This window comes from Ruegeria sp. BHSC026 (genome assembly GCF_059613065.1).
On sequence record NZ_JBXWRV010000001.1, the window covers coordinates 392,502 to 418,409 of the forward strand.

At 63.2% G+C, this 25,908-nt stretch carries 23 protein-coding genes; 8 read left to right on the forward strand and 15 right to left on the reverse strand.

Annotated features, from left to right (window positions below; all coding sequences use genetic code 11):
• Positions 1 to 155: 155 nt before the first annotated feature.
• Complete coding sequence (locus tag AC2FME_RS01965; protein ID WP_496799466.1) at positions 156 to 1,382, forward strand: efflux RND transporter periplasmic adaptor subunit; 1,227 nt, start codon at positions 156 to 158, stop codon at positions 1,380 to 1,382.
• Complete coding sequence (locus AC2FME_RS01970; RefSeq protein ID WP_496799467.1) at positions 1,379 to 5,155, forward strand: efflux RND transporter permease subunit; 3,777 nt, start codon at positions 1,379 to 1,381, stop codon at positions 5,153 to 5,155. Before AC2FME_RS01965 ends, AC2FME_RS01970 begins: the two co-directional genes overlap by 4 nt.
• Before the next feature lie 59 nt (positions 5,156 to 5,214).
• On the opposite strand, the gene AC2FME_RS01975 is transcribed toward AC2FME_RS01970, so the two are convergent.
• The gene (locus tag AC2FME_RS01975; protein ID WP_496794850.1) at positions 5,215 to 7,020 is read right to left on the reverse strand and encodes an ABCB family ABC transporter ATP-binding protein/permease; all 1,806 of its coding nucleotides are present in this window, start codon (positions 7,018 to 7,020) and stop codon (positions 5,215 to 5,217) included.
• Positions 7,021 to 7,096: 76 nt separating this feature from the next.
• Positions 7,097 to 8,470: a LysM peptidoglycan-binding domain-containing protein gene (locus AC2FME_RS01980; protein WP_496799468.1), complete on the reverse strand. Its 1,374-nt coding sequence runs from the start codon at positions 8,468 to 8,470 to the stop codon at positions 7,097 to 7,099.
• Positions 8,471 to 8,596: 126 nt separating this feature from the next.
• On the opposite strand from AC2FME_RS01980, the gene AC2FME_RS01985 reads away from it, so the two are divergent.
• Positions 8,597 to 9,148 (forward strand): LOG family protein, encoded by a 552-nt coding sequence (locus AC2FME_RS01985; RefSeq protein WP_496740862.1) that lies wholly within the window; start codon positions 8,597 to 8,599, stop codon positions 9,146 to 9,148.
• 3 nt (positions 9,149 to 9,151) lie between these two features.
• On the opposite strand, the gene AC2FME_RS01990 is transcribed toward AC2FME_RS01985, so the two are convergent.
• Both AC2FME_RS01990 and AC2FME_RS01995 read right to left on the reverse strand, forming a co-directional pair.
• Positions 9,152 to 9,601, reverse strand: coding sequence for a baeRF12 domain-containing protein (locus AC2FME_RS01990; RefSeq protein ID WP_496681233.1), 450 nt, complete (start codon positions 9,599 to 9,601; stop codon positions 9,152 to 9,154).
• A gap of 189 nt (positions 9,602 to 9,790) precedes the next feature.
• Positions 9,791 to 10,390 (reverse strand): superoxide dismutase, encoded by a 600-nt coding sequence (locus AC2FME_RS01995; RefSeq protein WP_496740864.1) that lies wholly within the window; start codon positions 10,388 to 10,390, stop codon positions 9,791 to 9,793.
• Between the two features lie 107 nt (positions 10,391 to 10,497).
• Between AC2FME_RS01995 and AC2FME_RS02000 the strand changes: the two genes are divergently transcribed.
• The gene (locus tag AC2FME_RS02000; protein WP_496799469.1) at positions 10,498 to 11,250 is read left to right on the forward strand and encodes an FkbM family methyltransferase; all 753 of its coding nucleotides are present in this window, start codon (positions 10,498 to 10,500) and stop codon (positions 11,248 to 11,250) included.
• Positions 11,251 to 11,328: 78 nt separating this feature from the next.
• Here AC2FME_RS02000 and AC2FME_RS02005 read toward each other — a convergent pair whose 3' ends face one another.
• The 5 genes from AC2FME_RS02005 to AC2FME_RS02025 all read right to left on the reverse strand — a co-directional run bounded on the left by AC2FME_RS02005 (position 11,329) and on the right by AC2FME_RS02025 (position 17,360).
• Positions 11,329 to 11,895, reverse strand: coding sequence for a sarcosine oxidase subunit gamma (locus tag AC2FME_RS02005; protein ID WP_496799470.1), 567 nt, complete (start codon positions 11,893 to 11,895; stop codon positions 11,329 to 11,331).
• Entirely contained in the window at positions 11,888 to 14,902 is a 3,015-nt protein-coding gene (locus AC2FME_RS02010; protein WP_496799471.1) for a sarcosine oxidase subunit alpha family protein, read from the reverse strand. The genes AC2FME_RS02005 and AC2FME_RS02010 overlap by 8 nt, the downstream gene beginning before the upstream one ends.
• A 67-nt stretch (positions 14,903 to 14,969) precedes the next feature.
• A complete protein-coding gene (locus tag AC2FME_RS02015; protein WP_496686601.1) occupies positions 14,970 to 15,299 on the reverse strand; it encodes a sarcosine oxidase subunit delta in 330 nt (109 codons plus the stop codon).
• A 19-nt stretch (positions 15,300 to 15,318) separates the two neighbouring features.
• On the reverse strand, positions 15,319 to 16,116 hold the full coding sequence (locus tag AC2FME_RS02020) for an FkbM family methyltransferase (RefSeq protein WP_496799472.1): 798 nt from the start codon (positions 16,114 to 16,116) through the stop codon (positions 15,319 to 15,321).
• The gene (locus AC2FME_RS02025; RefSeq protein ID WP_490360667.1) at positions 16,116 to 17,360 is read right to left on the reverse strand and encodes a sarcosine oxidase subunit beta family protein; all 1,245 of its coding nucleotides are present in this window, start codon (positions 17,358 to 17,360) and stop codon (positions 16,116 to 16,118) included. The genes AC2FME_RS02020 and AC2FME_RS02025 overlap by 1 nt, the downstream gene beginning before the upstream one ends.
• Positions 17,361 to 17,536: 176 nt before the next feature.
• Here AC2FME_RS02025 and ccmI point away from each other — a divergent pair, with 176 nt between their 5' ends.
• Genes ccmI through AC2FME_RS02040 form a run of 3 tightly spaced genes read left to right on the forward strand, consistent with a single transcriptional unit; the run spans position 17,537 to position 19,478 of the window.
• Entirely contained in the window at positions 17,537 to 18,766 is a 1,230-nt protein-coding gene (gene ccmI / locus AC2FME_RS02030) for a c-type cytochrome biogenesis protein CcmI (RefSeq protein WP_496799473.1), read from the forward strand.
• Positions 18,763 to 19,227 carry a Holliday junction resolvase RuvX gene (gene ruvX, locus AC2FME_RS02035; RefSeq protein ID WP_149774785.1) on the forward strand — a complete coding sequence of 155 codons (465 nt, stop codon included), beginning with the start codon at positions 18,763 to 18,765 and terminating at the stop codon, positions 19,225 to 19,227. Before ccmI ends, ruvX begins: the two co-directional genes overlap by 4 nt.
• Positions 19,228 to 19,244: 17 nt before the next feature.
• Positions 19,245 to 19,478, forward strand: a complete 234-nt coding sequence (locus AC2FME_RS02040) for a DUF1289 domain-containing protein (protein ID WP_496686609.1) — start codon at positions 19,245 to 19,247, stop codon at positions 19,476 to 19,478.
• On the opposite strand, the gene AC2FME_RS02045 is transcribed toward AC2FME_RS02040, so the two are convergent.
• The 6 genes from AC2FME_RS02045 to AC2FME_RS02070 all read right to left on the reverse strand — a co-directional run bounded on the left by AC2FME_RS02045 (position 19,473) and on the right by AC2FME_RS02070 (position 24,490).
• Positions 19,473 to 19,715 (reverse strand): hypothetical protein, encoded by a 243-nt coding sequence (locus AC2FME_RS02045; protein ID WP_496799474.1) that lies wholly within the window; start codon positions 19,713 to 19,715, stop codon positions 19,473 to 19,475. The genes AC2FME_RS02040 and AC2FME_RS02045 overlap by 6 nt on opposite strands.
• 341 nt (positions 19,716 to 20,056) lie before the next feature.
• Complete coding sequence (locus tag AC2FME_RS02050; protein WP_496799475.1) at positions 20,057 to 20,785, reverse strand: SpoIIAA family protein; 729 nt, start codon at positions 20,783 to 20,785, stop codon at positions 20,057 to 20,059.
• Positions 20,786 to 20,818: 33 nt separating this feature from the next.
• On the reverse strand, positions 20,819 to 21,604 hold the full coding sequence (locus AC2FME_RS02055) for a hypothetical protein (protein ID WP_496799476.1): 786 nt from the start codon (positions 21,602 to 21,604) through the stop codon (positions 20,819 to 20,821).
• Complete coding sequence (locus tag AC2FME_RS02060) at positions 21,598 to 22,422, reverse strand: sulfite exporter TauE/SafE family protein (protein ID WP_496799477.1); 825 nt, start codon at positions 22,420 to 22,422, stop codon at positions 21,598 to 21,600. Before AC2FME_RS02060 ends, AC2FME_RS02055 begins: the two co-directional genes overlap by 7 nt.
• A gap of 33 nt (positions 22,423 to 22,455) precedes the next feature.
• Positions 22,456 to 23,463, reverse strand: coding sequence for a tRNA dihydrouridine(20/20a) synthase DusA (gene dusA / locus AC2FME_RS02065; protein WP_496799478.1), 1,008 nt, complete (start codon positions 23,461 to 23,463; stop codon positions 22,456 to 22,458).
• 412 nt (positions 23,464 to 23,875) lie between these two features.
• The gene (locus AC2FME_RS02070) at positions 23,876 to 24,490 is read right to left on the reverse strand and encodes a hypothetical protein (protein ID WP_496799479.1); all 615 of its coding nucleotides are present in this window, start codon (positions 24,488 to 24,490) and stop codon (positions 23,876 to 23,878) included.
• A 557-nt stretch (positions 24,491 to 25,047) separates the two neighbouring features.
• Here AC2FME_RS02070 and AC2FME_RS02075 point away from each other — a divergent pair.
• Complete coding sequence (locus AC2FME_RS02075) at positions 25,048 to 25,713, forward strand: recombinase family protein (RefSeq protein WP_496799480.1); 666 nt, start codon at positions 25,048 to 25,050, stop codon at positions 25,711 to 25,713.
• The last annotated feature ends 195 nt before the right edge of the window (positions 25,714 to 25,908 follow it).

A 25,908-nucleotide genomic window follows, 5' to 3' on the forward strand; every position in this document is an offset into this window, starting at 1 on the left:
AGTGGCACAAATGCACAAATGCATGGCGTGCAGCCCCTCTTGCGAAAGAAATTGAACCGAACTATTCAGTTCAGTATGGACAAGTGGCCCGGTCCACCCCATCTCTTGCCACACGTTTGTGGATTTAAGGCCCCAATTTCAAGGAGAGACACGGCATGCGGTTGATATCCCTGATCAACGCCGTTCTGGTCATAGTAGCGTTGTATTTTCTGGTATTTGAACGCGATGCCCTGTTTGCCTTTGCAGGCCGCGAAGGTCCGGCCACTCAGACCGAGGCCTCGGCCGAGGCCGTTGAAACCGCCCCGACCAAGGCCATTCGGGTCGTGGCCCTGCGCTCGACCGCCCGCGAGATCGACAGCGCCGTTCTGCTGCGTGGCCAGACCAAGGCCAACCGCCAGGTACAGGTCCTGGCCGAAACCACGTCGACCGTGATCTCGGAACCGATGCGCAAGGGCGCCTTCGTCGAGCCCGGCGACGTTATGTGCCAGCTTGATCCCGGCCCGCGCCCGGCCCAACTGGAGCAGGCCAAGGCCGCCCTGGCCGAGGCGCAAAGCCGCATCCCCGAGGCCGAGGCCAAGTTGCAAGAGGCCACTGCGCGCGTCGCCGAGGCTGAAATCAATCTGCGCGCCGCCCGCAAACTGTCCGAGACCGGATTTGGATCGGAAACCCGCAAGATTTCCGCCGAAGCAGAAATGGCCGCCGCCCTGGCCGGAGTTAAATCGGCCGAGGCACAACTGAAATCGACCCAAGCCAGCATCGAGGGGGCCGAAGCCTCGGTGGACGCGGCCCAGCTTGAGGTGGACCGCCTGACGATCAAGGCCCCGTTCCGGGGCCTGCTGGAAAGCGACGCCGCCGAGCTGGGCAGTCTGATGCAGCCCGGATCGCTGTGCGCGACCGTGATCCAGCTGGACCCGATCAAGTTGGTCGGGTTCGTCCCCGAAACCTCGGTCAACCGCATCACGGTCGGCGCCCCGGCGCAGGCACAACTGGTGACCGGCCTGCAGGTCGAGGGCCGCGTGACCTTCCTCAGCAGGTCCGCCGACGAGACCACCCGCACCTTCGAGGTGGAAATCACCGTGCCCAACCCCGAACTGCTGATCCGCGACGGGCAGACCGCCAGCATCCAAATCGCCGCCGAAGGTGCCAAGGCGCATATGCTGCCGCAATCGGCGCTGACCCTCAACAACGAGGGTCAATTGGGCGTGCGCACCGTCGGATCGGGCAACATCGTGAACTTCCTGCCCATCCGCCTGCTGCGCGACAGCGCCGACGGGGTTTGGGTGGGCGGACTGCCTGAAACCGCCGACGTCATCGTGGTCGGCCAGGAATTCGTGACCGCCGGCGTTGCCGTCGAGCCGACCTATCGGGATGCGTCGCAATGACCGGTATCGTCTCTTGGGCCGCCGATCGGGCCCGCATGGTTCTGGCGTTCATCGCAATCTCGCTGATCATCGGCGGCTATGCCTATGTCGGCCTGCCCAAAGAGGGCGAGCCGGACATCGAGATTCCCGCCTTGTTCGTGTCGGTGCAGTTTCCCGGAATCTCGGCCGAGGACAGTGAAAACCTGCTGATCAAGCCGATGGAAACCGAGCTTGCGGATCTGGACGGCCTGAAGGAAATGACCGCCACCGCCGCCGAAGGTTACGCCGGGATCGCGCTCGAGTTCGACTTTGGTTGGGACAAGACCGCCATCACCGCAGACGTGCGCGACGCGATGAACAGCGCCCAGGCCAAGTTCCCCGAAGGCGCCGAGCAATACACGCTGACCGAGATCAACTTCTCGGAATTCCCGATCGTCATCGTGAACCTGTCGGGCCCGGTGCCCGAACGCACCATGGCGCGCATCGCGAAAGATCTGCAGGATGACCTCGAAGCACTGGATTCCGTGCTCGAGGCCGGGATCGCGGGCAACCGGGACGAGATGCTGGAAGTGATCATCGATCCGCTGCGGCTCGAGGCGTACAACGTCACCGCGGCAGAGCTGATCAACGTGGTACGGAACAACAACCAGCTCATCGCCGCCGGCGAGGTCGAAACCGAACAAGGTGCGTTTTCGGTCAAGATCCCATCGTCGTTCAAGACGCCCGAAGACGTCTACGGCCTGCCGATAAAGGTCAATGGCGACCGGGTCGTGACCCTTGGCGAACTGGCCGAGATCAACTACACCTTCGAAGACCGCGAAGGGACCGCCCGGTTCAACGGCGAACCGACCGTGGCGCTGCAGGTGGTCAAGCGCAAAGGCTTCAACCTGATCGACACCGTGGCCCAGGTGAAGGAAACCGTCGCCAAGGCCGAAACGAAATGGCCCCCCGAGTTGCAGGCGGCGGTGGATGTCGGCACGTCGAACGACCAGAGCCGCATCGTGGGTTCGATGGTCAGCCAGCTGGAAGGCTCGGTCCTGACGGCCATCGCACTGGTGATGATCGTGGTTCTGGCTTCTTTGGGTACCCGGGCGGCGCTGCTGGTGGGCTTCGCGATTCCGACCTCGTTCCTCTTGTGCTTTGCCTTCCTGGCGATCATGGGGGTCAGCATCTCGAACATCGTGATGTTCGGCCTGATCCTGGCCGTGGGGATGTTGGTCGATGGCGCGATCGTGGTGGTGGAATATGCCGACAAGCGCATCGCCGAGGGTGTCGGCCCCATGCACGCCTATGTCGAGGCCGCGCAGCGGATGTTCTGGCCCATCGTCTCGTCCACCGCGACGACGCTGTGCGCCTTTCTGCCCATGCTGTTCTGGCCCGGCATTCCGGGCGAGTTCATGGGGATGCTGCCGGTTACGCTGATCTTCGTTCTGTCGGCCTCGCTGATCGTGGCGCTGATCTATCTGCCGGTGATGGGCGGTGTATCTGGCCGGTTGAGCCGCGTGTTCGACCGCAGCTCGAACTGGCTGCGCGCGCGGACGCCCTGGTGGGTGCGTGCCATCATGGTGCCGCCGGCGGTCTACATGATCTTCCTGGGCGCGATGCAGTTGCTGAATCCCACGTATCTGTTGCCGGAAGGCGCAGGCGGTGGGTTCTTGCTGGGCGTGGTGCTATTCCTGTTCGGCGCCTTTGCCGGATCGGTCACGCTCAGCGCGGCCCGGATCGAGCGCAAGCCGGATGAGCGCGTGCAAACGGCCAAGGAACATACGCCCTTTGGTTATGTCATCAAGTTTCTTGTCGGCAATCCGATCATGCCCATCGTCTCGATCGTGGCAGTAGGATTCGCGGTGATGACAGTGATGACCATGTACGGCCAGAACAACCGCGGTGTCGAATTCTTCGTCGAAAGCGAGCCGGAACAGGCCACCGCCTATGTCCGCGCACGGGGCAACCTGTCGCTGGCCGAAAAGGACGCGCTGGTCTTCGAAGCAGAACAGGTGATCAGCCAGCATCCGGCGGTGATCAACGTGTTCTCGTTCGCCGGTGAAGGCGGCCTGAACCAGAACACCGGCGGGGCGCAGGCTCCGGCGGACACGGTGGGCCGCGTGCAGTTCGAGATCATCCCGTGGGAGGATCGCCCGAACGTGTCAGAACCTGTCGCAGGCGGATTGTTCGAGAAGCACACTGTCGCACCCGAGTATGACGGCGATTTCGTGATCGACCAGTTGAACGCCGAACTGGCCAAGCTGCCGGGTTTCGTGGTCGAGATCCTGCCTCTGGAACAGGGTCCGGCCTCGGCCAAGCCCGTGCACCTGCGGATCAAGGGCGACGACTGGGATGACCTGACCAGCGCGACGCTGACCGCGCGCGAAATGTTCGAAAACACCCCGGGCTTGATCAAGATCGAGGACACCCTGCCCCTGCCCGGCATCGACTGGCAGATCGACGTCGACGTGGCCAAGGCCGGCCGGTTCGGTGCCGACGTGGCCACCGTCGGAGCGATGGTGCAGTTGGTGACCCGAGGCATCCTGCTGGGCGAAATGCGCCCCGAAAGCGTGGATGAAGAGATCGAGATCCGCGTGCGTCTGCCCGATCAGGATCGGGTCCTGTCCACGTTGGATACGCTCAAGGTGCGTACTCCGGACGGGCTGGTGCCTTTGTCGAACTTCATCACCCGCAAACCGGTGGCAAAGCTGGCCCAGATCAATCGGGTGGATCAAGAGCGCTATTACGACGTCAAGGCCGACGTGGAATCCGGCCTGAGCAAAGTGGTGATCGACACCCCGGACGGAGAACAGCGGCTGGCCGTTGTACGCGAAGTGACCGAAGGCTCGGAACCTGAAGGTGCGACAATCAACGGTGCCAATGGTACGGCCTATTCTCTGGTTCAGTTGACCGGCGCGGAGACCTTGCAGGAGGTGCAGACCGCCATTGATGACGGCAACGCCCGCCTAACGCTGATCAACCCGAACGAACGGATCGCGGTACTGACCGAGTGGCTGGACACTCAGCCCTTTGCCAACACGATCACCTGGGAATGGACCGGAGACCAGGAAGACCAGGCCGAAAGCCAGGCCTTCCTATCCAGCGCCTTCCTGGCCGCGCTGGGTCTGATGTTCGTGATCCTGTTGGCGCAGTTCAACTCGTTCTACAACTCGGTGCTGGTGCTGCTGGCGGTGGTTCTGTCCACCACCGGCGTGCTGATCGGGATGATGGTGATGCAACAACCCTTCTCGATCATCATGACCGGGACGGGCATCGTGGCGCTGGCGGGGATCGTGGTGAACAACAACATCGTTCTGATCGACACCTACCAGGAATACAGCCGCTACATGCCCCGGATCGACGCCATCGTGCGCACGGCCGAGGCGCGGATTCGTCCGGTTCTGCTGACCACGTTGACCACGATGGCCGGCCTGACACCGATGATGTTCGGCCTGTCGCTGGACTTCATCAATGGCGGCTATTCGATCGACAGCCCCACCGCGTTGTGGTGGAAACAGCTGGCGACGGCGGTGGTGTTCGGCTTGGGTATCGCCACGGTTCTGACACTGATCGTGACGCCCTCGTTCCTGGCGTTGCGGGTGTGGGTGACCACCTATGCCATATGGCTGGGCAAGCTGTTGGCCCGCGTGACCGCCGGCCGATCCAGCCAGATCGCGCAGGACATGGCGATCGGAGACACGGCGCGCCGGATGCAGGCGACGGAGATTGTCTGGACCGAGGATGATGCGGCCGATCCCGAGGAAAGCTCAGGCGACACACCGGGGCATCCGCTGAAAGCGGCAGAGTAACACAGGAAACGGGCCGGTACTGCCGGCCCGTTTTCGTTTAATCCATAACCGCAGGGGTTTCAGGCCGCTTGCGTATCCGATTGCTGGCGGTTCCACAACTGGGCATAACGCCCTTCACGGCGCAACAGTTCGTCGTGGGTGCCCTGCTCGATGATCTCGCCCTTTTCCAGAACAACGATCTGGTCGGCCTCGGCAATCGTGCTCAGGCGGTGGGCGATGGTGATCACCGTGCGCCCCTCGCCTGCGCGGGCCAAGGCATCCTTGATGTCCTGCTCGGTGTCGGTATCCAGCGCGCTCGTGGCCTCGTCCAACAGCAAGATCGGCGGGTTCTTCAACAGCGTCCGCGCAATGCCCACGCGCTGTTTCTCGCCGCCTGACAGCTTCAGGCCACGCTCACCCACCTTGGTATCGTACCCCTCGGGCAGCGAGGTGATGAATTCGTGGATTTGGGCGGCCTGTGCGGCGGCTTCGATCTCGGCCTGCGAGGCCCCCTCGCGGCCATAGGCGATGTTGTACCGGATCGTGTCGTTGAACAGCACCGTGTCCTGCGGCACCACGCCGATGGCGGCGTGCAGGCTTTCCTGCGTCACGTCGCGCACATCCTGCCCGTCGATCCGCAACGCGCCTTGGGTCACGTCATAAAACCGGAACAGCAGGCGCCCGATGGTGGATTTGCCCGAGCCGGTCGCGCCCACGATAGCCACGGTCTGCCCCCCCGGCACCACCAGAGAGACGCCGCGCAGGATCTCGCGGTCCGGGTCATAGCCAAAATGCACATGGTCCAGTTCGACCCGGCCTTCGGTGATCTGCAGGGGCTTGGCGTCTGGCCTGTCCACCACTTCGGCCGGCTGCTCCAGCAGCTGAAACATCTGGCCCATGTCGACGAGGGCCTGACGGATCTCGCGGTAGACGGTGCCCAGAAAATTCAGCGGCACGGTGATCTGGATCATGTAGGCGTTGACCATCACGAAATCGCCCACCGTCAACTGCCCGTTCTGAACGCCGATCGCGGCCAGAACCATCACCCCGATCAACCCACAGGTGATCAGGAAGGACTGACCGAAATTCAGGAAGGCCAGCGAATATGCCGTTTTCAACGCGGCCTGCGCATAAGCCTTCATCGACACGTCATATCGTTCAGCTTCGCGCCGCTCGGCGTTGAAATACTTGACGGTTTCGAAATTCAGCAGGCTGTCGATGGCGCGCTGGTTGGCCTCGGTGTCCTGATCATTCATCTCGCGTCGCAGCTTCACGCGCCATTCGGTGACTGTGAATGTGAACCAGATGTACAGCGCGATGGTGACGGCCACCACGACCAGATACCAGACGTCGAACAGCCACATCAAAACCACCGCCACCAGCAGCAGTTCAAGGATCAGCGGGCCGATCGAAAACAGCAGGAAGCGCAGCAGGAACTCCACGCCCTTGACCCCGCGCTCGATGATCCGGCTGAGGCCGCCCGTCCGGCGGGTCACATGGTAGCGCATCGACAGCTGGTGGATGTGCTGGAAGGTTTCCAGCGCCAGAGCCCGCAGAGCGCGTTGCCCCACCGGCGCGAACAGCGCATCGCGCAACTGCTGAAACCCCACGGTCATCATCCGCGCCATACCATAGGCCACGGTCAGCCCAACGGCGCCCAGCGCCAGCGGCGGCACACCCTCGCCCGCCAAGGCATCGACCGCGCCCTTATACAGGATCGGCGTATAGACCGCGATCAGCTTGGCCAGCACCAGCATGGCCATGGCCAACACCACGCGCCGCTTGACCCAGGGCTCGTCCGCCGGCCACAGATAGGGAGCGACCTTGCGGATGGTTATCCATCCCGACTTGCGTTCGTCCATCTGTGGCAGGTCATCGGAATGCATCGGCGCAAGTCTTCTCATGTGGCTACTTAAACACGGTTGCGGCCGGGAAGCCCCGGCCGGCACCAGACCTACGCCTTTATTCGGGAATGGTGAAGACCTGCCCCGGGTAAATCAGATCCGGGTCGCGGATCAGGTCGCGGTTGGCCTCGACCAGGCGCACGTACAGTATCCCATCGCCAAACCGCTCGCGCGAGATCGCCCACAGGGTATCGCCCTTTTGCACCGTGACGGACCGGATCGGAGCCGACGGTTCGACACCGGCTTCCGGCCCTTGCGCACCTGCCGCGCGCAGAGCTTCGACCGGCTCGCGCTTGAATGGAGTTTCCACGCGGCTAAGCACCGTGCCGTCCGTGTCCACCTCGTCGACGCGCAGGGTATATAGGCCGGGATCGATCCCCTCGATCTGGCCGCGCCAATCGCCGTCCTGCTCTGGCGTGATATCGGCGACCAGGCGGTTGTTCAGGTACAGTCGCACCGCGGCACCCTCGGCGACGCGGCCCGTCAATTGAACGTCGCCCAGTTCGGAATAACCGATCGTATCCAAGGCAACCTGATCGGGCGCCTGACTTCGGACCGAAGGCGATTGCACCACCGATACCCCCTCTTCCCCCGAGCGCAGAACCGCAACCTGCCGCTCTTCGTCGGCATCTTCGGGCGTCACCGCAGGCGGTGCCTCGGGGGCCTGATCCGCAGGCTGGGCTGCCTCGGCGGTCGTGTCCTCGGTCTGAGTCGCACCCGTCGCAGCGGGGACCGGGTGCTCTTCGGTTTCGTTGGTGGTCGAGCCATCGGCGCTGGCGATATCGTCGCCGACCGGGGCCGCCTCTGCCGGTTTTGGCAGGGCCGCGATCACATAGTCGTCCGACCGCGCCGTTCGGTCACCATCGGTGGTTTCCAGTACCAGGCCGCGCGCGGTCTCGCTGAAGGGAATGGCTACGAATTCGGCAAACTGTCCGCTGCCATCGACGGTGAAACTGTGCACCGGCGCCCCGTCCAGCAGGATCCGAACCCGGCTGCCGGGCTGGGCCGAGCCGGACAGCAGGGCGGTGCCATCGGGTTCAACGAAGATCTGGTCCAGCACGGTGTGGGGCAAGTCAGCCTGCGTGTTCTCGTTTTCGGATTCGGTTTCGGTCGCGCCCGCCTGTTCCGCGCTTTTGGCCGGTGCTTCGACCCGTGTATCGTCGGGCGTCGTTTCGTCGGCCTCTGACGGTACGACGGCGACTGCGTCCTCGTCCTGTTTCTGCGGCGTTTCGGTCAGCGGCTTCGGCTGCACAGATCCGGCTTGCTGGGGCTGTTCCTCCGTCGAAACCGAGGCGTCTTCGGGCGCCGACGGCGAAGACCCAGAGAACACACCCAAAAGATAAAGCCCGGCAGCAACCAGGATCGCCAGAACACCGGCCAGAACCCCCAGGATGAAGGATCCTGACCGTCCGCTTCCCGATTTGGCGTCCATGTTTCCCCTTTCACTCTGCCGCGCAACCGCTTTGTCTGAAAAGCATTCCTGCGGGCGGTTGAGCCAATCTATCAATCCCGCTATCACGGGTCAAAACCTCTGACACAACCCCGGAGTCGCCTTTCCATGCCTCAGAAATCCGTCTGTGTGTACTGCGGGTCACGCAATGGCGCCCGCCCCGCCTATTCCGAACAGGCCCGGAGCTTTGGCACACTTCTGGCCCGCGAAGGCTGGCGGCTGGTCTATGGTGCGGGCGACGTGGGCCTGATGGGCGAGGTTGCCCGCGCCGCGCAGGCCGCCGGAGGCGACACATTCGGCGTGATTCCGGTGCACCTGCTGCGCCGCGAGGTCGGCAAGACCGACCTGACACGTTTCGTGGTCACCGAAACCATGCACGAACGCAAGAAGGTGATGATCATGAACGCGGACGCGGTGGTGGTGCTGCCCGGCGGACCGGGGTCTTTGGACGAGCTGTTCGAGGCCCTGACCTGGCGCCAACTGGGCCTGCATGACAAGCCCATTCTCGTGATGAATGTCGAAGGGTACTGGGACAATCTGCACAGCCTACTGGATCAAGTGATCGACCAGGGCTTTGCAGACGGCTCCTTAGCGCGGTTCATCACTTGGGTCGACGATGCGCCCTCGGCCATGGCGGCGCTGCGCCAGATGCTGGCCTGAAGCTCAGGGCGTGTGATCGGCCAGCACTTTCTCGATCTTCCCCAGCGGATGATTGGTCAGGGTCTTGTCGATCTCGGCCACGATCTTTGTCTGAACACCGTCATGCAGACTGCGGCGCAGCAGCCCCAGAACCTGAGGGCTTGCGATCAGCACCAGATGCGAAAAGGCGCCCTTGTGCCCTTCGCGGTTCAGCAGATCGGCCAAGTCCTGCGCGAACAACGCGCGAGCGTGGGTGCGCCAAGTGTCTTCTTCAACGGCCGACTTCTGGTTCGGCCCACCGTCGGCCCGGCGCCCGGGCCGGTCGTTCGGACGGGGCTGCACCGCGTCGGGATCCTGCTGCTCGACCGACAAGACCTTCAGCTTCGGCTCCCAGCCTGCGGCGGTGTTCTCGGTGAACAAGGCTTTTTCGCCATCCGCGATCACAACCCAGGTTCCAGGTACCAGCTTCACCATTTCGTCCTCCTGTCGATCCGAATGCCTGGGTCCGCGACCGTCGCGGACCGTGCAATATTCCACTTATGTATCAAAAAGCGACTTGCAACGCCAAAGGGCCAAACTTGTCCGGCCACTACCGGAACAAAACGAAAAGCCCGCCAGCGTTCAGGCTGGCGGGCCGTGATCCGGACGTTCCGGGCCGTGCGGTCACATGCGCGAGGCGACGTTTTCCCAGTTCACCAGGTTGTTGAGGAAGTTATCCAGGTAAGCGGGGCGCTTGTTGCGGAAGTCGATGTAATACGAGTGCTCCCACACGTCGCAGCCCAGCAGCGCGGTCTGCCCGAAACACAGCGGGTTCACGCCGTTCTCGGTCTTGGTGACGGCCAGCGAACCGTCGGCATTCTTGACCAGCCATGCCCAGCCCGAGCCGAACTGACCGGCACCGGCGGCAGCAAACTGCGACTTGAACTCGTCAACCGAGCCGAAGTTCTCGATCAGAGCCTTTTCCAGCTCGCCCGGCATCTTGGACTCGCCCGGCCCCATCATTTCCCAGAACTGGTTGTGGTTCCACAGCTGGCTGATGTTGTTGAAGATGCCGTTCTGGGCCACCGCGCCGGCCTGGTAGGTGCCGACGATGATCTCCTCCAGCGACTTGCCTTCCCACTCGGTGCCGGCGATCAGCTTGTTGCCGTTGTCGACATAGGCTTTGTGGTGCAGGTCGTGGTGATATTCCAGCGTTTCGGCCGACATGCCCTTGGATGCCAGCGCGTCATGTGCATAAGGAAGGTCTGGAAGTTCAAAAGCCATCTTGGCCCCCTGTCAAAATATGTGTTGCGTTCCCACGTTTACATGCTTTGGCAGCCAGTTGAGGTCAAGGGCCGACAGGACAAAACAATGAACCCGGAGGCAGGGCGATGCTGACCAAAGCGCGCAAGATGTTCTACCGCGCCCGAGGATATTATGCGGGTCAGCTGAATGGCGAAGCCTTCCGGCTGGATCCCTATCATTCGAAATTCTGGCGCAAGGCCTCGGCCGGGAACTGGGAGCCCGAGACTTTCGCCGTGCTGGACCGCCACCTTTCGCCAGACCGCGACTATCTAGACATTGGCGCATGGATCGGCCCGACCGTTCTCTATGGTGCCCGTAAGGCGCGCCATGTCTGGTGTTTCGAGCCCGACCCGACCGCCTATCGCCACCTGGCCTGGAACCTGGACCTGAACGACATCCGAAACGTCTCGGCCTTTGGCGTGGCATTGTCCGACCGGTTCGGCGTGGCCCGCATGGCCTCGATGCGCGGAGAGCCGGGCGACTCCACCAGCTCGCTGCTGCATGACGGCGCGCATGGAACCGATGCCCTGACCATCGCATGGGATCAGTTTGCCTCCGCCACTGACCTTTCCGGTGTGTCGCTCGTCAAGATGGATATAGAAGGTGCGGAGTTCGCCGTGCTGCCCACGTTGATCGACTGGTTGCGCGAACACCGCCCTGCGCTCTACCTGTCCACCCACGCGCCGTTCCTGCCCGCCGCAGATCGCGCCGCGGCCATGGCCCGCCTCGGCGAAGCCCTGTCCTTTTACGACATCTGCCTTGACGAAGCTGGCCACCCCGCCGACCTCGCGGCCACGGACGCGCAGGACCGCTTCCGCAGCGTCCTGTTCACCGGCTGACCGGCATCTTCATCTCTTGGACAATACTCGGGGGAAGTCGCGCAAAGCGCGACGGGAGCAAAGCCCCCGCCTCCTTGGTCAGTAGACCCCGACTTCGCTGCCGGGCTGCGCCGCCACCTTGAGCAGCTTGAAGACGTAATCCGCCACCGAGCGGAAGCAGACCACGCGGAAGTCATCCTCGCCATCCACCCAGAACGCTCCGGCCACTTGCGCCAGTCGCGTGCGCCGGATCTGGCCGGGCTGGAACGCATCCCTCGACAGATCGACGGGCGCCACCTTGGCCAGCACCTCGCGCGCCGAGGCGCCCGAGACCCGGAACACCGCCCGCGCGTCCGAGACGTTGACCGCCATCGCGTGAACGCCGCTCAGCGCGCCCTTCATGGCCGCCAGTTTGGCCTCGACCTCGGCGTAGGGAACAAGCACCAGCAACTCGTCCGGCGACATCCAGCAGACGCCGGTCTCGCCATCGACGAAAGCCTCACGCTGGCCGGGCATCTTCTGGCCGGTGGCGTCCTTGACCGCCTTGATCACGACCTTGTCGGACAGGTCGCCGCGTAGGGTGACCATCCCCTGCAGGCCGCATTCCTCGATCCGGGCGATGCCGTCATAGCTTGCGTGGTTCAGTGCGCTGATGGGTTCAGACATTCTGCTTCTCCCCGTCCTTGTCGTAGAACACAGGGTCCACGATCTTTGCCTTGTAGATTTTGTCGTCGGTGCCCGGGAACTCGATCACCTCTCCCATGCGGTTCGGCCCGTTCTTGACCAGCCCCATGGCGATACCGCGGCCCAGGTTGGCCGAGTAATAGGTCGAGGTGACGCGCCCGATCACGTTGCGCTGACCGTTGGCATTCACGCCCTCGCCCACCGCATAGGCACCGTCGGGCAGAACCGATCCATCCACAGTCTCGAGACCCACCAGTTTCCAGCGGTCCGGGTCGGTCATGTGAGAGCGTTCCTGCGCGCGCTTGCCCAGGAAATCCTCTTTCTTTTTCGAGATCGCCCAGTGCAGCCCCAGGTCCTGCGGGATCACGGTGCCGTCGGTCTCGTCCCCGATCATGATGAAGCCCTTCTCGGCGCGCAGAATGTGCAGACATTCAGTGCCATAGGGCATCACGCCGAACTCTTTCCCGGCCTCCATCAGGGCATCCCAGAAGGCCTGACCCTGGCTGGCGGGCACCGCGATTTCATAGGACAGCTCGCCCGAGAACGAGATGCGGTAGGCGCGGCAGTCAAAGCCGCCGATCAGGCCGTCGCGCCACTCCATGAAGGGCAGCGCCTCGCGGCTGATATCCATGCCGCCGAGCTTTTCCAGCACCTTGCGGGCGTTGGGGCCCACCACGGCGATCTGAGCGTATTGCTCGGTCACGTTGGCGACATAGACCTTCCAGTCCCACCACTCGGTCTGCAGCCACTCCTCCATGTGGGCATGGATGCGCTCAGCCCCGCCGGTGGTTGTGTGGCACAGCCAGGTGTCCTCGTCGATCCGGGCCACGACGCCGTCGTCGATCAGGAAACCGTTTTCCGAGCACATCAGGCCATAGCGGCATTTGCCGACCTTCAGCGTGGACATCATGTTGGTGTACATCATGTCCAGAAACTTACCCGCGTCCGGCCCCTTGACGATCAGCTTGCCCAGGGTCGAGGCATCCAGCAGGCCGAGGTTCTCGCGCGTGTTCTTGACCTCGCGGTTCACGGCGTCATGCACGGTTTCTCCGGGGCGCACATAGGCGTAGGGGCGCCGCCACTGGCCCACCGGCTCCCAATCCGCGCCATTCCGGTCATGCCAGTCATGCATCGGCGTGCGGCGGATCGGCTGGAAAACCTCGCCGCGCGCCTCACCCGCGATGGCTCCCATCGAGATGGGCGTATAGGGCGGGCGAAAAGTGGTGGTACCGACCTTGGGAATCTCGGATTCCAACGCATCAGCAAGGATCGCCAGGCCATTGATATTGCTCAACTTGCCCTGATCCGTCGCCATGCCCAGCGTGGTATAACGCTTGGTGTGTTCGACGCTCTCATAGCCTTCGCGCGCAGCCAGTTGTACGTCCGAGACTTTCACGTCGTTCTGGAAGTCCAGCCACGACTTCATGCGCAGCTGCACCTCGGCCTTGGCAGGCATCAGCCAGACGGCCTGCATGGGTGCTTCGGTCTCGGCCTCGCCCTGCGGTGCCTTGGTGTTCTTCGGCTTGAACCCGGCTGCCTTGGCCGCGGCCTTGCCCGCGGCGTGGGCATCGGCCAGGACCTCGCCCAACGCCAGCGGCCCGTTGGCCGACCCCGCCGGCACGACAAAGCCTTCGCCGTTGGCGCCCAGAGGCGGACGGTCGGGGTCGGGGCGGAAATGGGCGTTGGCTTCGTCCCAGATCAGCTTGCCGCCGCAATGGGACCACAGGTGCACCACCGGAGACCAGCCACCCGACATGGCGACCGCATCGCATTCGACCTCTTCCCGAGCACCGCCGATGCCTTCCTGGTTGCAGATCGCGACCTTCTTGACCCGCTTGCCGCCCTTGACTTTGGCGATCGCCTTGCCGGGGTCGACCCGGATGCCAAGGCTGCGCGCCTCGTCCGCCAGCGGCCCGGCCGAGGGACGGGCATCGACGACGCGTAACACATCCACACCCGCCTGTTTCAGGATGATCGCGGTGCGGTAGGCGTCGTCATTGTTGGTGGCGACGATCACGCGCTCACCCGGGGTCACGCCCCAGTTGACCACATAGTCGCGCATGGCCGAGGCCAGCATCACCCCCGGCACGTCATTGCCGGCAAAGGACAGCGGGCGCTCGATCGCGCCGGTCGCCGTAACGACCTGCTTGGCGCGGATGCGCCACAGACGATGGCGCGGGCCTTGGGTGCCCGGTTTGTGATCGGTCAGACGCTCGTATCCCAGCACGTAACCGTGATCATAGACCCCGGCCCCCATGCAGCGCGACCGCAGGGTGACATTGCTCATTGTTTCGAGTTCGGAAACCAATTGTTCCACGAACTTATCCACAGGCTCGTCGTTGACTGTGCCCCCATCGACAGGCGCGCGGCCACCCCAATGGGCGGTCTGTTCGATCAGCATGACCTTGGCGCCCGATTGCGCCGCGGCTTTGGCCGCCTGCAGGCCCGCAACACCGCCGCCGATCACCAAAATGTCAGTGAAGGCATAAAAGTGTTCATAGGTATCCGAGTCGCGGCTGTCCTTGTCGGGCGCCTTGCCCAGACCGGCCGACTGGCGGATGAACGGCTCGTACACATGTTTCCAGAACGGTTTGGGGTGGATGAACGTCTTGTAGTAGAACCCTGCCGGCAGGAACCGCGCCAGCGCCGTGTTCACCGCGCCGATGTCGTATTCCAGGCTGGGCCAGTGGTTCTGCGAGATCGCGGTCAGGCCATTGAACAGCTCGGTCGTGGTGGCGCGCTGGTTCGGTTCGAAACGGTTGCCCTGCCCCAGACCGACCAGCGCGTTGGGCTCCTCGGCACCGCTGGCCACGACACCGCGCGGACGGTGGTATTTGAACGACCGGCCGACCATCATCTGATCGTTGGCCAGCAGGGCCGACGCCAGCGTGTCGCCCTGATAGCCCTGCATCGCAGTACCGTTGAAAGTGAAGGTGACCGGTTTCGACCGGTCGATCAGCCGGCCTTGCTTGGCGAGACGGGTGCTCATGTTTCGGACCTTTCGCGGATAGAGGGCATGGTGCCTCCGGCGGGAATATTCTTGAATGGGCGGGGCATCAGGAGAACTCTCTCCAACTCCAGCCCGGGCGTTTGGCCGAGATCGCATCGCGGATCTCCTGCGGCGGCTCGGTGACCTGGGCCGAATAGGTGCCGAACACCTCGAGTGTGGCGGTGCACCGTGCGGCGTGGAACCACTTGCCGCAGCCGTTGCTGTGGCGCCAGCGTTCGAAATGTACGCCCTTGGGGTTTTCGCGCATGAACAGATAGTCGTGGAACTCGTCATCCGACGAGCCGGGACCGAAGCGTTTCAGATGCGCTTCGCCGCCGGCGGTCAGTTCGGTCTCTTCGGCGTCGACGCCGCAATAGGGGCAGGTCAGGATCAGCATCGGGTCAAAACACCTTTGGTCATGGATTCAGTTCGACCGTTTCTTGGACGGTCAGCGGAACAAGGTTGTTGAAGTGGAACATCGCCTCGATCGGGATGGTCACGCGGCCCGGACGCAGGGCGACGATGTCGTTGGCCAGCCGATATGCGACCAGCCCGGCCGCGTTCAGGGCCGAGACGATCGCATCCTGTTCGGCCGGGTCGCCGGCGTTGCATTCAACGATGGCCAGCGACAGCCCCAGGCGTGCGGGATCAAAGCTGTCGAGGACAGAGCGTTCGTGCCCTTCGACGTCGATCACGAGGATATCGGCGGCGGAAACACCCGTTTCGGCCAGAATCCCGTCCAGCCGCCGCGCGGCGACGGTTGTCTCGGCCACGGCCGAATGGGGTACGTCCGCCCCCGTCTTGCGGTTGGCGCGGTCGATTGCGGCCACCATCCGGCCACGGTCCAGCGACGCGCAGCCGCGCAACCAGCCCGGATAGGCACCGGAATAGGCCTCGTCGAGGTGATACAGCGTCATGATGCCCGCAACCTGCGATACAGCGGCATTGACCAGTTTCACGTTCGGATTGGCCGCATGCAGCGACGCAAGGGCCGAAAAATACAGCGGGTGCGGCTCGATCAGGACACCTTTCCAATGTAGTTTCGACCAGTACGGCAATATGGGATCATCCAGCTTGCCGTCATTGGCCCCGACCTGCACCACCTGAACGCTGTCGGACTGCGCGTCGAAACACGCCAGCAGAAAGTCCAGCAGCGCAAGCCGGCTGCGGCGCGGCCGGTCTGGTATGGCGGTGGGAAGGGATTGGATGTCCATCAATGCGCGACCCCGGCGGCAACGCTTTCGTCGATGAAACGGCCCTCTTTGAACCGGTCCAGCGAGAAGGCCTCGGTCAGCGGGGAATGCCCGGTGGCCATCAGCTGCGCCATGCCCCAGCCTGAGCCCGGGATGGCCTTGAACCCGCCGGTGCCCCAACCGCAGTTGATGAAGCAACCGCCCAGCGGCGTCTTGGACAGGATGGGCGAACGGTCGCCGGTCATGTCCACGATGCCACCCCACTGGCGCAGCATCTTGAGGCGCGAGATCATCGGGAAGGTCTCGACTAGGGCGCGGACGGTTTCCTCGATATGGTGGAACGACCCGCGCTGGGTGTAGTTGTTGAACCCGTCGGTACCGCCGCCGATCACCATCTCGCCCTTGTCGGATTGCGACATGTAGCCGTGCACGGTGTTGGCCATCACCACCACGTCCATGCAGGGCTTGATCGGCTCGGACACCAGCGCCTGCAGGGCCAGTGCCTCGACCGGAAGGCGGAAGCCCGCCATCTCGGCCAGCTGGCCCGAGTGGCCCGCCACCACGATGCCCAGCTTGTCGCACTCGATGGCGCCCTTGGTCGTCTCGACCCCGGTGACGCGGCCATTGGCCGAACGGATGGCCGTGACCTCGCATTGCTGGATGATGTCCATGCCCATGTTCGAGCAGGCCCGGGCATAGCCCCAGGCCACCGCGTCGTGGCGCGCGGTGCCGCCGCGTTCCTGCCACAGCGCGCCCAGAACCGGATAGCGCGGGCCGTCGATGTTGATGATCGGCACCAGTTCCTTGACGCGCTCGGGCCCGATCCATTCGGTCTTGACGCCCTGCAGCGCGTTGGCATGCGCCGTGCGCTTGTAGCCGCGCACCTCGTGCTGGGTCTGCGCCAGCATCATCACGCCGCGCGGGCTGAACATGATGTTGTAGTTCAGCTCCTGGCTGAGATCCTCGTACAGGCCGCGCGACTTTTCATAGATCGCCGCCGAGGGATCCTGCAGATAGTTCGAGCGGATGATGGTCGTGTTCCGGCCTGTATTGCCGCCACCCAGCCAGCCCTTTTCGATCACCGCGACATTCTGGATGCCGTAGTTCCGGCCCAGGTAATACGCCGTCGCCAGGCCGTGCCCACCCGCGCCGATGATGATGACGTCATAGCGCTTCTTGGGTTCGGGTGAACGCCAGGCGCGCTCCCATCCGGTGTGATAGCGCAGCGCCTCTCGCGCCACGGCAAAGGCTGAATAGTGTTTCATGAGCGAATCCGTCCGGTTCGTGTTTGGCCGAAGATATGCCGTGCAGCGGCAGAATACCCCTGCCATGCAGCGCCGCAATATCGCACTATTGCGACATGTAGGCCATTCGCGGCCTTTTGTCCCTTTTGTCGGACTGCAAGCAGGTCTAAGTCAGGGCAACCATTGTCGGAGGGACCATGACGTTCTGGGTTCTGCTCATCTTGTTCGCGCTGCTGATCGCGGCCTTTTTGGCCTATGGCATGCTGCGGGAACGCCGCCGGGGAGAACCGGCGGCGGCCTATGACCTGCGCGTCTACCGCGAACAGCTGGCCAGCGTGGACCGTGACTTGGCCCGCGGCGTGATCGACCAGGCCGATGCCGAGCGGGTACGGACCGAGATCTCGCGCCGCATTCTGGCCGCGGACGCGCAGATGCAGGCGGCCGCGACAGTATCCGGCCCGTCACGGGTGATGCGCGTGGCGGCACCGGTGGTTCTGGCCCTGCTGCTGGTGGGCGGCGCCCTGGCGCTGTATCGACAACTTGGCGCCGCTGGTTACCCCGATCAACCGCTGTCGGCCCGCCTGGAAATGGCCGACGACTTGCGCGAAAACCGCCCCAGCCAAGCCGAGGCCGAGAGGGCCGCCCCCCCGGTCGAGCCGCCCCAGCTGGAAGAAAGCTATGCCAAGCTGCTGGACCAATTGCGCGAAACAGTGGCAAGCCGCCCCGACGACCTGCAGGGGCACATGCTGCTGGCCCAGCACGAAACCAATGCCGGCAACTTCAAGGCCGGGTACGAGGCGCAGAAAAAGGTCATCGAGCTGTCGGGCGCGGATGCCCCTGCGGATGCCTATTCGAACCTGGCCGAGATGCTGATCCTTGCGGCCGGCGGCTATGTCTCGCCCGAGGCCGAGGACGCCCTGCGCGAAGCCTTGAAACGCGCCCCCAACCATGGCCCGGCGCGGTATTACTGGGGGCAGATGCTGGCCCAGATCGGCCGGCCCGATCTGGCCTATCGGGTGTGGGCGGATACGCTGCGCAGTTCGCCGCCTCAGTCACCTTGGGCGCAGGCGATCCGCGCCCAGATCGACGATCTGGCCTGGCGCGCCGGCGTGTTCAACGCCCCCGATCTTTCGACCGCTCCGGCGGCCCCCGGCCCCAGCCAGGCCGACATGGAGGCCGCCGCCGAGATGACGGCCGAAGAACGGCAGGAGATGATCCGCGGCATGGTTGACGGGCTGTCCGACAGACTGGCGACCGAGGGCGGCTCACCTCAGGAATGGGCGCGGCTGATCTCGGCGCTGGGTGTTCTGGGCGAAACCGAACGCGCCAGCGCGATCCGCGACGAGGCGCTGACCAAGTTCGCCGACAACCCCGAGGCGCTGGAGATGATCGCCTCGGCCGCCCGCCGGGCTGGGATCGCGCAATGATCCACGACGGGTTCGAGGAGTTTGCCGCCGCCCTGCCCCCGATGCAGGCACTGATGGGGCTGGACCTGGGCGAAAAGACCATCGGCGTCGCCGTGTCGGACCGGATGCGCGGCGTGGCCAGCCCGCTGGAAACCGTGCGGCGCAAGAAATTCAAGCTCGACTCTGCGCGCCTTTTGGAAATCGCGACCGACCGGGAAATCGGCGGGATCGTCCTGGGCCTGCCGCGCAACATGGACGGGTCCGAGGGACCGCGGTGCCAATCCACCCGCGCCTTTGCGCGCAACCTGTCGCAGCTAACCGATATTCCAATCGGATTCTGGGATGAACGCCTGAGCACGGTTGCGGCGGAAAAGGCACTGTTGGAGGCGGATACGACACGAAAACGTCGCGGACAGGTGATCGATCACGTCGCGGCGGGGTATATTCTGCAAGGGGCGCTGGACAGGCTGCGCTTTCTGTAACGGGTCGGAGACCGCGCATGACGAACATGATCTGGAAACGGAACGAGGTCGAAAGCCCCTGCGTGCAGATCTGCGTGGTGCATCCGACCGAGAGGATCTGCACCGGCTGCTACCGCACCATGGACGAGATCTCTCGCTGGTCGAAGATGGACAGCACCGAACGCGCCGCCATCATGGAAGAGCTGCCCAGCCGTAAGCCCCGCCTGGCCAAACGGCGCGGTGGGCGCGCAGCCCGGCTGGTCCGGTCATAAGGCCATCGTCCCGTCAGAGCCTTTTTTTAAGGGTTTTGCCTCGCGCACGGCGGCCATTTGCCGATTGGTCACTCTGTCGCCCGCCTTTTTGGCCAAGAGTTCCCGCTGGAAAAGTCGTGTGATCTCGGCACGGTTGGTTTTTGCTCGGACTTCCGCCGCGGCGTCGGCCTGAGACGTGTCCACCGAGGAACGGCGCTTGGTTTTGACCTTGCCGGAAAACAGTTTGAACAGTCGCATGACAGCCCCCTTGAACAGCTCGGCGCCGTTGCGATCCAGCCGCCCCCGCGGGGCAAGGCCTATACCGAAACACACGGATAGATTGCAGCAGCGACCTATTCCTACCGTGTCGAGTAGCTTTGAATAAGGGGGAAAACCCCGCCGCGAAACGCAAAAATTTGTCCAACAGGACAAAAAATCCTTCAAGTCCGGGCGCTTGCACGCGCGCCCCTGTCCACGAGTGCGCGAAACGGACGTAGCGTAACAAATCCAATACCTTCGGCACAGCCTGGGGTAACCCAGGGTCAGCCGGTGCAAATCAAGGCCCATCAACCGCGCCGCGAATCGCGGCCCCGAGCGGATCAGCCGGACGTCAGCCAGGTCTTGGCCTCTTCATACGCTTCGGACGGGAAATACTGGGTACGTGTGCCCAGGATGTGCCGCGCGACGCGCTGCGCCATGTGCTGCCAGGCCTTGTCGCCCACGATGGCGGCCCGGTCCAGCATGCCGATATGATTGCGCGCCAGACGGAAATGCGCCGCGAGCGCCGACAGGCCCTGCCAGCCGTCGAACTCGCGCAGATCGATCAGCAGACGGAAGCCCTCCTTCTGGCTCAGCAACGTGTCCAGGCGCTGCTCGGCCTCTTCGTATTCCCTGGGGTCCACCTTGCCCAACAGGCTGATCTGCATACAAGGCCCGCCCAGATCGACGACGTGAATGGCCCCGAGGGACTCGCGCAGCCACAAGCGCGCCTCGTCCAGATGCGACATCTCGAACACCTGCACAGGGCATGGCATCAGCGGAGCCGCGAGCCGCGCGCTGGTCTTCACCCAAGCTTTGTTGGTGACCACCGCGATCCGGTCGAACCCGCGCCAATGGCTGAGGCCCAGCTTGGTGTCCTCCCACGCGGCGCCAAGGTCATAACCTTCGAAGTCGGGGCCGACGATCACCAGCATCCGGACCTGGTCGTGCTCTTGCAGCGCAGCTTCAATCGCGGGAACCAAGGAGTTGGTATAATCGGCACTGGTGACTTCGCCCGTCAATTCGATCTCAAGCAGTGCACCGTCAGACGTCTTGTGAATCGTAATCATCGAATGCCCTCCAAATCAGAGAATGGCCCGAGGTTACGGCGTTTCGATCCATTCGGCCACACCGCCGGGCAGTTCAGGCCGGAAATAGGCGACCATCCGTCCGTCGGGTCCGGCCGTTGCTCCGTCACGCCAGGGGGCCACCCCGTGCAGACAATGCCTGTGCAGTGCGATGGCCTCTCCCGGCCGGGCTGGGATCTCGATCCGCAGGCAGGTTTCGAACACCTCTCGGCGGGCGTCCTGATAGGCTTCGGTGATGTCTACCATCGCCCAATCCGCGCGCGCGACGCCGGCCAATACCCGGCGAAACGCCGCCTGCATGATCCGGTGGCTGCCATCCCAGACGACCAGCGGCGCCGCATCGGCGCTGGCTGCTGTCAGCGGCAGCCCCAGAATCCAGGCGTGCGGCTCGTCGATATGGCGGCGCCGATCCGGCCCATTGGGTTTGAGCCCGTCCACATGGGCCCCATCGCGCCGGACCCGGTATCGGGCGGCGGCTTCGCCCTCGCCCCGGCGCGGCCGTGGATAGCCCGGATAGACCACCGAGACCTGCCCTGGGTGCAGCGCGACCGAACCGTATTGCGCGCGCAGGAAGTCAAACGCCGCGCCGCCCAACGGTCCCGAGCCGCCAACCCGCCCCGCCACGTCGTTGGGCAGGGCATCGACGCCGATGAACCACGTCTCTTCACAGTCAAGCCAGTGGAGATGGGCCGGGTCCCGCACCGCCGCGCGGGCGGCGGGCAGCGCATGCGCCACCCAGTCGGCGACGGAGGGCTCGGCCGGGAAAACCTCCCACCCGCGCGCCCAGAATGGCCTCACCACCCCAAGGCCTTGCGCAGCATGTTCAACGCCACGAGGGTCAGAAAGACCGCAAAGACGCGTTTAAGCGGTTTGGGATCCATCGCATGGGCCAGCTTCACGCCCCAGGGCGCGGTGATCATGGTCATGGCAACGACCACGCCAAAAGCGATCAGGTTGACGGCCCCGATTGTGAATGGCGGGCGATAGTCCGGCGCGATGGGCAGGAACAGGAAGCCGATGACCGACGGCACCGCGATGATGACGCCGAACCCAGCCGCGGTGGCGACGGCTCGGTGAATGGGCGTGTTGTACAGACTCATCAGCGGCACGCCGAAACTGCCCCCGCCGATCCCCATCAACACCGACAGAAACCCGACCATCGGGGAAATCAGCAATCGCCGCAGCCCGCCGGGCATGGCATCGCCCAGCCGCCATTCGGATTTTCCCAGGCCCAGATAGGCCCCGATGCAGATGCCGAGAATGCCAAACAAGGCCTGCAGCGCCTCGGTCCGTAGGGCGGACGCGACCATGACGCCCAAGATGGCCCCCGCAGCGATCCCCGGCCCCCAGCCGCGCAGGATCTGCCAATCCACCGCGCCTTTCTTGTTGTGACTCAGAACCGAGCGGACAGAGGTCACGATGATCGTGGCCAGTGAGGTCGCCAGGCACATCTGCATCAGTTGCGGGCCGCCATAGCCCAATGTCTGGAACGTATAGAAGAACGCGGGCACCAGAACGATCCCTCCGCCCACGCCCAGCAGGCCCGCCAGCACCCCGGCCAGCGCTCCGATAATAAGCAACAGGCCCAGCATCTGGACCAGCAAAAAAGTCTCGGGCATCCGTCCCCCTTGGATTGCGGCCCTTCGGCCCTGTCAAATTGCCTGTGCCGCGACGGCGTCCGGAGCCACGCGGGCCAGCGCCTCCAAAACGACCTCGGGACCGGCATGGTCCCGGACCGCCCCTTCCGACAGGGCCCGTCGCCACCCCCGCGCGCCCGGTCGGCCCGCGAACAGACCCAGCATGTGCCGGGTGATCTGGTGCAACCGCCCCCCCGCGGCAAGGTGTCGGTCGATATAGGGCAGCATCTTATGCACGACGTCCACCGGATCGGCGGCAGCCCCGGTGCCAAAGATCAGCGGATCGGCCTCGGCCAGAATGTCGGTGGGTTGGTGATAGGCGGCCCGCCCGATCATCACCCCGTCCAGTCCGGCCTCCAGATGCGCGCGCGCCTCGGCCAGAGACGCGATCCCCCCGTTGATCGAGATGTGCATGTCGGGAAACGCGGCCTTCATCCGATGCACCAGGTCATAGTCCAGCGGCGGGATATCGCGGTTTTCCTTGGGGCTCAGCCCCTGCAGCCAAGCCTTGCGGGCGTGGATCGTGACGCGCTGGCATCCGGCGGCTCGAATCCTCTCCAGAAAGTCGGGCAGCACCTCCTCGGGGGTTTGCTCGTCCACTCCGATGCGGCATTTCACCGTCACCTCGACGCGCACGGCCGCGCGCAACGCCGCGACACAATCCGCCACGCGCGCCGGGTCCTTCATCAAGACCGCGCCGAAGGTGCCCGACTGCACCCGGTCGGACGGGCATCCGCAATTCAAATTGATCTCGTCATACCCCGCCTCGGCCCCCAATATGGCGGCCTGCGCCAGTTCCTCGGGGTCGGACCCGCCCAGTTGCAGGGCCACGGGGTGTTCTTCAGGGCTGAACTCCAGCAGGTGAAGCGCCCCACCTCGGACAAGAACGGGCGCGGTCACCATCTCGGTATAGAGAAGCGCATTGGAACTCAGCAGTCTGTGCAGGTACCGGCAATGACGATCTGTCCAGTCCATCATGGGCGCCACGCTTAAACGCGCCGCTTTTTGTGCGTTATTTTTCAAAGCGTTCGCTCCAAATTTCCGTCACCCGTATACAGCACGGCCACCCCAGATTTCTGGCGAATTCGGCGGTTTTCGATTCTGCGTTGCCATCGTGTAGCACACCCGAGCCGACAGGACACTGCCGCTTCTGGCGGATGTTCAGCAGTAAGCCGTATCGACCGCAAACGCCAAGTCTAAGGCAGCTGAAAGCGATCAGCCCAACAATGTCGCGGCAAAGATGATTGGTGTATTGAGATTGGTGCGGTCGAGAAGACTAACCACCTCAGACCCGACACCGCTATAACGCTGTTTTTCAATGGAAAATCAGAACGACTTCCCGTCCGTGTGTCCCGTGACGTGTGCAAAATGTGTCTCACCAAGATAGCGTCGAAGCAAGCAGCTTTTTTCCGTCACGAAGGTTGGACATGTTGTCTCAAGGCACATATCGCGCATTGGGTGTTTGCCTGAGCACGGTTTTAAGTCGGATTTCGCTTTTCTTGCTGAGAACGCGACTAGCGGCATGCCTCTGACGTATGATGTCACACATCAAGACAACCACATGCAAAAGTTCATGCAGTTCGATGGGCCCAGAAGCTCTGCCACTTTCCTCAAGCACCGCTTTCCGAAGACCAACTGGCGTGCAGTTTATCAGATCAAGAATGTCCTGATCTGAGATTTCGAAGCTAAGATCGTGGGCGATCTTATTCCTCAAGTTGTTAATTTTCCTCACGCAAGCCAGTAGCTCATCTGGAAGCAAGTCCAGCGCCGAAACAAGGTCAAGCCTCTGGCTGAGGCCCATTCTGGACATGGAAATTGCTTCTGGCTTCGGCATTGCTTCGGTCAACAGCTGAGAAATCACATGCTCAAAATACAGATGAGCCTGTACAACTTGCTGCCACCTGTCGCCCACCTTTAAACGAGCTTCGAACTCGGGTTCATCGAAGCAGAAAACTTCATGCTGTTTGACTATCTCTTCATCCGGGGTGGCTAGAAGAGCCAAGTCTTCTTCGGAAACGCCATCTTCTATAGGTGTTTGGTCCTCTTCCATGCTCTGCCTGCTCTCCAAGTCACTCCAACGAAATATACGCCACCATAGCGCACAGCTCTGATTACCAAAATCAAGCACCTAGGCTTCCTTGCGGTAAGGCCTGAAATTATTTCACCGCAAAAATCTGACATCCTGAGATATATATAGAGGCCCGCGAATTACCCCCGTGGGGGCACCCTAGCCCCCTGTTAGCTCCACCTGGGGGAAAGCTCCATAAATGAAGCAAAATCAATGGCGTGACTATCTCTTCTGCGCTGGCGATGTAGGAGGAGGCGAGGCCTATACCCGCCTTCACATCAGCGCAAGGAATACCCCATGCTCATCTTCGACATCCGCCTCGGTCACCTCTCCATCCTCGCCCAGCGCGAGACCGTTCGGCATTCCTTCAATGTGACCCGAGAGGGGCCGGGAGAGGTCATCCTCGACCTCCCGTTCACCAGCATCACCTTCACGAACCACCGGAAAGCAGTAGCGTTGTAACAGTCACAACCATCGTTGACATTAGCAACACGTCGCTGATAGACCCCTCCTGAACACACCAGCGAGGGGTCTATCTCATGAAACGCTATGTCATCTATCGCCGCGTCAGCACCGAAGACCAAGGGAAGTCGGGGCTTGGTCTTGATGCGCAGAACAGGGACATCTCGCTGTTCCTTGAGAATTTCTCCGAGGAGCCGTTCGAGGTCATCGGGGAGTTCGAGGACCACCTAAGCGGCAAGCAGGACGACAGACCCCAGCTTGCTGCGGCGCTGGAGATGGTCAGGAAGACAGGGGCCGAATTGCTGGTCGCCAAGCTGGACCGCCTCAGCCGTAAGGTGTCCTTCATCGCGACCCTGATGGATGACCCAAGGGTGAAGCTGCGGGTGGCTTCGATGCCCTACGCCGACAAGTTCCAGCTTCACATCTACGCGGCCCTCGCGGAACAGGAGCGGGAGTTCATCTCAACGCGGACGAAGGCCGCTCTGGCCGAGGCCAAGGCCAAAGGTAAGAAGCTGGGAGGGCTGCGCCCGAAGACCGAGGCGAGGAACAAGGCCATTCAGGCGAACGCCAAGGCGCGGGCCGACAAGGTGGCAGGAGTGGTGCAGCCGCTCAGGGCGCAGGGGGCTTCCCTTAGGGAGATCGCCGAGGCGCTGAATACCTCAGGGGTGCCCACGGCCCGTGGCGGCAAGTGGCAGGCCTCGCAGGTCAAGCGGGTCTTGGAGCGTCTTGAAGGGGCCGCGTGAGGGCAGGAAAGCGAAACGCCCCCACTATAGCCCAAAGACAGCCGGGGGCGAACAACCCTCATACTTGGATTAATAACCCCCACCCTAGCCCTAAGGGGCCGTTGACCCATGTTGACTGCCTGCCGGGCACTTCGGGCTAAAAACCCACACCATAGAGATAAGACATCTCGGGAGATTAGCCCGCAACTGTGCTCT